Annotated in this window: 6 protein-coding genes and 1 tRNA gene; 5 read left to right on the top strand and 2 right to left on the bottom strand. The window is 60.8% G+C overall.

What is annotated here, in order from left to right:
- Positions 1 to 75 precede the first annotated feature (75 nt).
- Complete coding sequence (locus tag G0A00_RS20720; RefSeq protein WP_164185423.1) at positions 76 to 2,577, bottom strand: right-handed parallel beta-helix repeat-containing protein; 2,502 nt, start codon at positions 2,575 to 2,577, stop codon at positions 76 to 78.
- A gap of 812 nt (positions 2,578 to 3,389) precedes the next feature.
- On the opposite strand from G0A00_RS20720, the gene G0A00_RS20725 reads away from it, so the two are divergent.
- The 5 genes from G0A00_RS20725 to G0A00_RS20745 all read left to right on the top strand — a co-directional run bounded on the left by G0A00_RS20725 (position 3,390) and on the right by G0A00_RS20745 (position 8,509).
- Positions 3,390 to 4,559 carry a glycosyltransferase gene (locus tag G0A00_RS20725; protein ID WP_164214272.1) on the top strand — a complete coding sequence of 390 codons (1,170 nt, stop codon included), beginning with the start codon at positions 3,390 to 3,392 and terminating at the stop codon, positions 4,557 to 4,559.
- Positions 4,556 to 5,797 carry a glycosyltransferase family 4 protein gene (locus G0A00_RS20730; protein ID WP_164185428.1) on the top strand — a complete coding sequence of 414 codons (1,242 nt, stop codon included), beginning with the start codon at positions 4,556 to 4,558 and terminating at the stop codon, positions 5,795 to 5,797. The genes G0A00_RS20725 and G0A00_RS20730 overlap by 4 nt, the downstream gene beginning before the upstream one ends.
- A gap of 1 nt (position 5,798) precedes the next feature.
- Entirely contained in the window at positions 5,799 to 6,701 is a 903-nt protein-coding gene (locus G0A00_RS20735) for a sulfotransferase (RefSeq protein ID WP_164185430.1), read from the top strand.
- A gap of 86 nt (positions 6,702 to 6,787) precedes the next feature.
- A tRNA-Cys gene (locus G0A00_RS20740) sits at positions 6,788 to 6,861 on the top strand.
- Between the two features lie 256 nt (positions 6,862 to 7,117).
- The gene (locus tag G0A00_RS20745; RefSeq protein ID WP_235953374.1) at positions 7,118 to 8,509 is read left to right on the top strand and encodes a site-specific integrase; all 1,392 of its coding nucleotides are present in this window, start codon (positions 7,118 to 7,120) and stop codon (positions 8,507 to 8,509) included.
- A 175-nt stretch (positions 8,510 to 8,684) separates the two neighbouring features.
- Here G0A00_RS20745 and G0A00_RS20750 read toward each other — a convergent pair whose 3' ends face one another.
- Positions 8,685 to 9,170: a hypothetical protein gene (locus G0A00_RS20750; protein WP_164185434.1), complete on the bottom strand. Its 486-nt coding sequence runs from the start codon at positions 9,168 to 9,170 to the stop codon at positions 8,685 to 8,687.
- Positions 9,171 to 9,231: the final 61 nt, after the last annotated feature.

Below are 9,231 nucleotides of genomic sequence, written 5' to 3' on the forward strand. Positions count from 1 at the left end.
AGCCCGACATGAAAAAACCGGGCGGTGCAGGAAACGCACCGCCCGGCCAGAAGCTGCTCGACAGCTTTGCCTGGTTCAGCCCAGGATTGTGTCGCTCGGCATGAATTCGAGCGCGTCGATCCGCAGGGGCTCGCTGCCGCCGTCGCCATAACCGGCAAGGACAAGCTCGTCGCCCGCGTCGATATCGACATTCTCGATCACATGACGGGTCAGCGTGGACTTGTTCGCGAGGCTGTCGCCAAGGTCGGCGTCCCAGTGCCACGCGTCCATCACTTCGCCGTTGACGCGGAATTCCAGATAGGACACGCCATCGGTTTCGTCGAAGTAGTCGATGCCCACGTCGTAGGTGCCCGAACTGCCTTCGAAGTCGGCGGAGGCATGTGCGTCGCCAAGCGCGCTGAGCACCTTACCGCCGGAGGCCGCCATCAGGCTGGTCACTTCGAAACCCTTGCGGACATCCGCGTCGAAGACAAACTCCTCGGCTTCCATGAAGACCCACTCTGCGGCACCACCCGCCGGCTGCTCGACCTCTTCGATGACGTCGTTGGAGCCATTTGTGCCCAGCGTATCGGTCATCTCGAGGCTGAGGCTGTCGATGCGCAGCGGTTCGCGTGCATCGTTGATGCCTTGCAGAGTGACAGTGTCACCCGCCTGCAGTTCCAGCCCTTCGATCAGCTTTGCGGTCTGCGTCGACGTGCTGGCATTGGCACTGCCGAGTTCAGCGTCCCAGTCCCAGCTTGCCACTTCCTTACCGTTGACCAGAACGCTGAGCGTGCTCACGCCATCGTTCTCGTCGAAGTAGTTCACGGTCAGGTCGTAGACACCAGCATCACCGTCGAAATCGAAGGATGCGGTCTGCGCCTCATCGGTTTCGTTCTGGATCACCGCATTCCCCGAAGCGGGCCCGATCTTCTTCACGGCGAAACCGTCGGACAGGTCGAGGTCTTCGGCCTCGTAGCTGATCACAGTACCGATCGCGTCGCTGTTGCCAGGCTCGATACCGGTGCCGATCTCGGTGCCAGCGTCGAGATCGCTGTCGGTCGAGTCGAGCGTGCCGGTCATCTCGAGGCTGAGGCTGTCGATGCGCAGCGGTTCGCCGGAGTCGTTCACGCCCTGCAACGACAGAACATCGCCCGCCTGCAGTTCGAGACCGTCAATCAGCTTCGAGGTCTGCGTCGCGCGGTCAGCGTTGCCGCTGCCAAGCTCTGCATCCCAGTTCCAGCTTGTGACTTCCTCGCCGTTGATCAGGACGCGCAGGGTGCTGACGCCATCGTTCTCGTCGAAGTAGTTCAGCGTGAGCGCATAGACGCCCGCGTCGCCGTCGAACGCATAGGATGCGGTCTGAGCCTCGCCGGTCTCGTTCTGGATCACCGCGCCGCCCGAAGCGGGGCCGACGCTTTTCACGGCGAAGCCTTCGGAAAGCGTGAGGTCTTCGGCCTCGAGGGTGATCACGGTGCCGACCCCCGCGCCGGTGTCGCCACCGGTTTCGGGAAGCAGGGTGGCCGTGTCGTCACCATCTTCGCCGGTGCCGGTGTCCGGGTCCGGTTGGGTGCCGGTGTTGCCGCCGTCGCTGACCTCATCAAACCCGTCGAGCAGGCCGTTGATGTAATCCTCGATGTTGGCGTAGCCGTCGCCGTCGGCGTCGAGCTGGGCATCGGCGGTCTTGGCGTCCGAGCCGATGATGTACTCGTAGAAATCCGGGATGCCGTCATCGTCGGTGTCGGTCAGCGCTTTGGTCTGCGAGCCGTCGCCATAGCCGCCCACATCGTCGGGCGAGTCGATGATTTTGCCGGTGTCGTTCAGCACCGAGTTGATGATGCGCTGGTCGATCTCGCTCAGCTCGCCGTCGATGCGTGCGCCGACGTTCGAGAGCACCCAGTCCACCACGGCGCCAGAAGACAGCACTTCGGTCGTGGCCGGATCGAAGACGAAATCGCTGACGATCTTGCCGGCGTTGGTGCCGCCGACGTCGCCATCATTGTCGAGCACGTAGAAGGCGGCGCCGCCGTCGGTTCCGATGAAGCGGATCGCTTCGCGGCCGCCGGAGTCCTGACCTTTGATGAAGACGTTGCCGATCACATGGACGGTCGAATTGCCCGCGACGACGAGGCCTTCCTGACCGTAGTTGTAGATGACGTTATTGATGAACTCGATGTTCTGCGCGTCATCTTTCACGAGTGCGTTGCGGAATTCGTTGCTGGCAAGCAGGTTGCCGATGATGCTGATGTTCGAGCTCTCATCGCCGATCAGCATCCCCATGCTGTGGTCACCCTTGGGATGCAGCGAGTCCTGCAGGGCTTCGGCGATGATATTGTTCGAGATCGTGACATTGCTGGGGCTGCCCCAGGTCGAGGCGACCTCATCAATGGACCAGCTCAGCGAGTTGCTGTCGAGAATGACGTTCTCGACCGTTTCGCCAGCTTTCCCGATGGAGACGCCATCGCGGTCATCGGGGTTCTGCGCATCGGGATCGTCGCCCGGACGCACGGTCATGCCGCGAATGATCACGTTGCTGTCCACCACGCGCAGGCGCGCGCCGGTGACTGTGATGCCACCCGGGGCCGTTTGGCCTGCCAAGGTTACATCACCGTTAATTTGGATTTGGCTTTCGAGGTCGATTTGTCCGCCAACTTCGAAAACAACAATGCGCGGATAATCCAGATCTTCCAGAGCCCAACGCAGAGAACCTTCGCCGGAGTCGTTCAGATTTGTAACTTTAACAACTTCACCACCACGTCCTCCGGTCGCACTTGCTCCAAACCCTTGCGCCCCCTCAAACGCAAGGAGTTCCGAATTTTCTACTACCATGTGTACCTTTGTCCCGACTTTCTGTCTTATGTTGTGTGTGAGTAGTCCCTTTGCGGTGCCAAATGGATAACTTTGGACGCACCGCGACGCACCGAGTTTGAAAGTTTCCCCATGGTTACTGAGTGAATTTCCGCCGACCCCAGGAGTGGGGTTTCCCGCTCAGATCGAGAATTTCGACCGATCAAAGCGGGCGATCAGGGGCTAAAAATGGCGGGAATCTGTCCAATTGCGTCGACCGTCTGCACTGTGTCAGTACAGAGACAGTTGAGATTGAATGTGTTTTGTACGTTAACGTTAAGTTAACCCAAGGTAATGGACTTATTTTGGTCGATCGCCGCGAGCTGCGGAATTTTGCCCAAAGCGCCGTGCCTAAAATTTGGGCGCCACCGCAGTTAGCCCTGTTCCGCGGGGGTGCGCTGCGGCATAATCGCCACAAGCGTCGTAAGCTGGCAGGGCGGTGACGGTCATTTGAGGCCGAATCAACGCCGCCCTCGCGGTCCACCGCGGCGCGGATTTTTGAACACCAAAGTCTTTTTGTTTCTCATTAGTGGATTCCCATGCGACAGATCAGTCTACTCGCCTTGACGAAGTCGACAGGTGGCATTGCCCTCTACAACAAGCTCCTACTGACCGAACTCCAGCGGATCGGAGTGCGGTCTCATACGCTGTGCCTGTCTGAAAACGCCGAAGCCTATGCGGCTGATCTTGCCAAACGGGGGCTGGGTGCAGAGCCGGTCGAGATGGCGCGCTACAGTATAGATCCGCGTGGCGACGCGCGTGTGTTGCGCCAGGTCGTCTCGGCAAGCCGCGAGCACGCGGCGGATGTGATCGTCTGTCATGGCAGCAAATCCGGCTTTATCGGGCGCGCTGCGGGGCGGCTGACCGGGCGGCCGGTGGTCTATCGTCAGGCCTCGATGCCGTTCCAGCGCCGGGTGCAGGGGGCCAAGGCTCCGCTCTACTGGGCGCTCGACTTTGCTGCACGGGGGTTCGGCGGACACATTGTGACGCTCACCGAATATGCCCGGCAGCAGACGCTGGCGGCCAAGCTGATGTCGGCGGACCGGATCAGCGTGATCCGGACCGGCGTCGATGTGGCGCGCTTCAAGCCCGCAACAGATCGCGCTGCGGCGCGCGCCGCTCTGGGGCTCGATCCTGATCGGCCCGTGGTCGGCTGGATGGGGCGGATGGAGCCGCAGAAGGCGCCGCTCGACTATGTAAAGTCGCTGCGTGACCTGGTGGGGCGTCACCCACATGTGCAATTCGTCATGGCCGGTGAGGGCCGGATGGAGGGCGAGGTCGCGCAGGCGCTGTCCGCCGCAGGCCTGTCAGAGCGTGTCAAAATGCTGGGATGGCAGTCGGACCCGGTGCGCGCGCTACAGGCCTTCGACATCTATGTGCTCAGCTCGCATTGGGAGGGTCTTCCGATCACCCTGCTCGAAGCCATGGCGAGCGGATGCTGCTGTATCTCTACGGATGTCGATGGGTGTTCGGATGCGCTGGAAGACGGGATCAGCGGTCGACTCGTAAGCGCTGGCGACACGGGCGCGCTCGGGCAGGCGTTGGAAGGTGTTCTGCAAGACCCCGACCTGCGCGAGCGATACGCCGAGGCTGGCAGGCACCGCGCCGTGACCCTGTTCGACAAGGAAACCATGGTGGCGAAATGGGTGGACCTGCTGTCGAGCCTGACCGCAGGCACGGCCACGCTTCCCGTCGCCGATCAGGTCAAGACGGCGTCGGAGGGCGGACAATGATTGGCTCATCTTCCTCGCTGCCGCAAAAACCCGGCCTTGCCGAGCCCGCTGCGGGCCAATCGCTGCGGATCTGCATGATTATCTCGTCCTACCACCCGATCGTGGGCGGGGCGGAAAAACAGGTGGCTCAGCTTGCGGGTCTGATGACCGCACAGGGTCACAAAGTCTATATCCTGACGCGGCGCTATCCGGGCCTCGCGGCCAGTGAAACCATCGACGGTGTCGAGGTGCGCCGCATCGCCATACGCAAGCCGATCAAGGGTGTGGGGTTCATTCTGGGCGCGGCGCGCATGGTGCGCAAACTGAACCCTGACGTGATCCATTGCCATTCGATGTTCTCGCCCTCGCTGGCGGGGGCGCTCGGCAAGCGTCTCACCGGCGCGCCGCTTCTTTCAAAGCCAATGTGCGGCGGCGAGGCGACGTCGATTGCGCAAAAGCCCTTTGGACGTCAACGCCTCGCCTATCTGGGGCGCATGGTGGACCGCTTTCCGATGGTCAGCCACGAGATAGAGGACGAGCTGGCCGGGTTTGGCATTCCGGAAACCAAGCTGCGCTTCATCCCCAATGGCGTTGACGGAGAGCGTTTTCGTCCCGCCCGCACGCAGGTCGAGAAGGACACGCTGCGATTGCGCTTTGGCTTGCCGTCCGGACCGCTGTTTCTCTTTGCGGGGCGGCTCGCGGCGCAGAAGCGCCTGCCGCTGCTGCTGGAGGCTTGGTCGGACATCCGCGCGCGCATTCCACAAGCGACACTGGCGATCGCCGGGGCGAACCGTGCCTCGGGCAGCGGCTATCAGGCCACTTTCGGTGAGGCTGACGAGATTCCCGCTGCGCTGATGCAACAGCCCGGTGTGCGGATGCTGGGCCATGTGGCCGACATGCCGAACCTGCTGCGCGCGGTGGATGTCTTTGTGCTGCCCTCGGCCCGCGAGGGTCTGTCGAATGCGCTGCTCGAGGCCTGTGCCTCCGGGCTGGCCTGTGTCACCGCTCGCACCGGCGGCGCGATGGATTTCGTCGTGGACGGGGAGAACGGGATGCTCTTCGATGTCGACGACCGCAAGGCGCTTGGCGCCGCGCTCGAAGCGTTGGCGGCGGACCCGGACCTGCGCGGTCGCCTGGGCGTGTGCGCGCTGCGCACCGTCGCGCGGGACTACGACATTCGACAGACCGCGCGCTCACTTCTGGGCCAATATGTCGAGTTGGGCGCTGGCGCCCGTGCAACCGGGGCAGGGGAGGCGTGAGATGACCGACAAGGCACCCATCTTCATCCTCGGGCTTCAGCGCGGGGGCACCAACCAGATGCTCAACGCGCTGCGCTCGCACCCCGATACCATCTGGCCTGACGGCGAGATGCATGAGGTGCTGCGCCCCAAACCGGCGCTGCGCGGCGCGACGGCAAAGACCCTCGCGGGCTATTTGCCGACCGTTCTGCGCAGCGGCGACATCATGAACCCGCGCCGGGCACCGGGACCGTTGCGCCCGCGCGACCGGGCGTGGATCGCCCGCGAACTGGCCCGCGCCACGGAGCGCAACCTGTCCGAAGTGCGCCGCTACAAGCGCGCGCTGGCCGCGCAGGGGCTCGGCCCTGCTGTCCCCTCGGGGCGTGGCCGGATGTTGGTGAAGGTGATGAACTACAACATCGGCCTCGCCGCCGATCTGGACCGTATCTATCCCGGTGCCCGTTTCGTAGGCCTCGTGCGCGATCCCTATGGCATCTGCGAGAGTATGATGGCCCGTGGCGGCAACCCCACCAAGATCCTCGAACTCTACCGCTATTTCGGCGAGACCCTGCTGCGGCTCGAACAGCGCGGGCTGCCGCTGAAGGTGGTACGCCTCGAAGATATGGTTGGCGATTTTCGCCAATGCGTCGACGAGGTGTTCGATCTCTGCGGTCTCGCTCCGAATGCGACGCAGGGCCTCTGCCTGCAAAGCAAGGAGCGGATCACCGATGCGGCTGGTCGGGTGATCGGCACCCGCAAGGTCGATACCTTCCATGCGTTCGACCACGTCAATCGCCACATGCGGGCCGATATCAACGACGCCGCCCGCGCCGAACTGGCCCCCGAGGTGGCGGGGCTGGTGCAGAAGAACTGCGCTGCGGTCATGGAGCGGTTCGGCTATCTGGCTCCCGCCGCAATGGGCTGACGCAAAGTGCCGGAGCAAAGCCGCGCATCGCTTCGGAAACCTGCTTGACGGCACTCCGTAAGAAACTTATGGAGTGCCACACCCCCGGCGAGTTGGCGGAGTGGTGACGCAGCGGATTGCAAATCCGTGTACACCGGTTCGATTCCGGTACTCGCCTCCATTTACTTCTAAATCATAGGGTTAGCGGCCAAGCGGTCGAGTGTGACACAGAGTGGGACACACACCCTATGATGCTGTCATCCTATCTAAGTCCTTCACGGCATGGCGTTTTCTACTTTCGCTGGCCCCTTCCGCCCTCCGAAGGCGGAAAGCGTAGCTCCGTCAGAATATCTCTCCAAACCAAATGCCCGGATCGGGCTGGTGATCTGGCGCGGCATCTTGCATCCTGCGGGAGATTGCTAAGAGAGAGCAGCACATTGGCAGGACTAAGGCAAAGCGAGATACGCGAGAAAGTGCAAGCCTTCTTCAAGGCACAACTGGACCAGTACACGCAGTGGCTAGACCAGCGCGGCCTGTCGAAGAATGCCTTGGCCGACGCCCGCGAGGAAATGCTGGACCACGGTTGCATGGTCGAACTTGAAAGCGTCGATCCTCAGCACGTGCCAATCGCCCGCTTCAAAAGGAAGATGGACGTTTCGGACGCCGATTGGAACGCTAGCCTGCCCCGTATCGCGATTGAGCTCCGCAAGGGGCGTCGGGACATGCTCAGGCGCGTTCTAGAGGCCGCTGAGCGCCTTGAGCATTATTCCTACGACGAGGCACCGGCCATCGCTCCTGCTGCTCCTGCGCCCGCTCTGCCTACCTCCTCGCCCTTGGGCGCGGCAGTGGAGGAATTTATCGCAGAGCACTCCCGTCAATGGGTAGGCAAAACCACCGGTCAGAACCGGGCGTACCTGAATATCCTTATCGAATACTTCGGCCCTGACCGGTTGCTTGCCACGATCACCAAGCAGGATGCGAACGAGGTGAAGAAGGTGTTGCAGGAACTGCCGTCCAGCAGGAACACCAAGCCCAAGCTGAAGGCCATGCCGTTGATGGAGGTGATCAAAGAGCCGGGGCACAACAAGATCGCGGCCAAGACGATCAACAGCCATATCCAGATGTTCAAGATGTTCTTTGACTGGGCAGAACGGCATGGGCACTCGCCGCACACTCTCTTTGAAGGCATGAAGGTGAAGAAAGACAAGGCCAGTGATAGTGAGCGCAAACCCTTCACGCCGGAACAGATACGCCTGATCTATACGGAATTGACGAAAAATACGTCCGGGATAGTGCGCAAAGAGAGCCATAAGTGGGGGATGCTATTGGGCGTATTCACTGGGGCGAGATTGAACGAAATTTGCCAACTCGAAGTTGCCGATGTGAAGCAGGATGGCGACGTATGGTTCCTGAACATCACAGACGAGGGCGACGACAACAAACGCCTTAAGTCGGAGGCGGGGCGGCGCAGAGTGCCACTGCATTCAGAGCTGATACGTCTTGGCATTCTAGGCTTTGTAGACAGTCGCAGAAACGGCAAACGCCTATTCCCGGACTATAGCTACAGCGAAAACGGCGGCTATGGTCGCAACTTGGGACGCTGGTGCAACGAGAGTTTCTTGCCCAAGCTGGGAATCAAGCAACCGGGTCTGGTGTTCCACAGTTTTAGGCACACGGTTGTGACGAGACTAAGCCAAGCAGATGTTGCTGAGCCCATTGTGCAATGCATAGTTGGGCATGCGCGCTCTGGTGTCACGCAAGAGGTCTACAATCGAGAGGGATATACGCTGGCCCAGCTGAAAGATGCTATCGGACGATTTGAGATTTAAATCGGCTCGGCGTTCCTTATCGTTACCGGTGTTGAGGGGAGCGCCGGGAGGCGTGACCGACGGTGGATATTCCACGGTTTCACGCACTCTTCTTTTTCACATTCCCTTTATGTGGCAATGGACTGATATTATTTTTATTTCATCAAATGCTCACAATAGAGGGATAGATTGATGCCTATCTAATCTGGCCTAATTTGTCCCGAAACTCGGTTAGTCTTGCCTCATATCCTACCGGGTCAAGCAGACTGTCTGGGTCTGGCTCTATTGGTACACTGCCCCCTTCCACAACCTCGCCAATGCCATCGTCGATGCCCACCTTGCCGCCAACACCGAACCTCGCTTCGAATACCTCGCGCATGATCTGGTCCAACACGTCTTGCAATCCGTAGTGCACGATGAAGCTGTCATGCACCGGCAGGCAGGCATAGCGCATGGCCGCAAACCGTAACATGACCGCTTCTGCCAAGTCGCTGTCTTTCCGTTGCAAACGTAGCCCCACACCGGAGCCAAAATGTTGCTCGAACTCTGGGTACTTGCAGACAATGTGCCTCTTGAAGTGTTCCCAGCTTCGCCCGGTGATCTCTGGTGAGTAGCCTTCGATCTCCCCTATCCGATTCACGCTGTCTGCGTTCAGGAGTGCGTTGAAAGTCTGCTTGACCAACTTTCTTTGTAACCGCCCGATTGAGACCGCAGGTTACTTCTGAAGCATAGGGGCGACCAAG

Source organism: Salipiger sp. PrR002 (assembly GCF_010500775.1).
Taxonomy (GTDB): domain Bacteria; phylum Pseudomonadota; class Alphaproteobacteria; order Rhodobacterales; family Rhodobacteraceae; genus Salipiger.

What these genes read in the sequence shown, in the direction of transcription:
- G0A00_RS20730 (WP_164185428.1), top strand. Translation starts at nt 4,556, where the DNA reads ATGATTGGCTCATCTTCCTCGCTGCCGCAAAAACCCGGCCTTGCCGAG.
- G0A00_RS20735 (WP_164185430.1), top strand. Translation starts at nt 5,799, where the DNA reads ATGACCGACAAGGCACCCATCTTCATCCTCGGGCTTCAGCGCGGGGGC.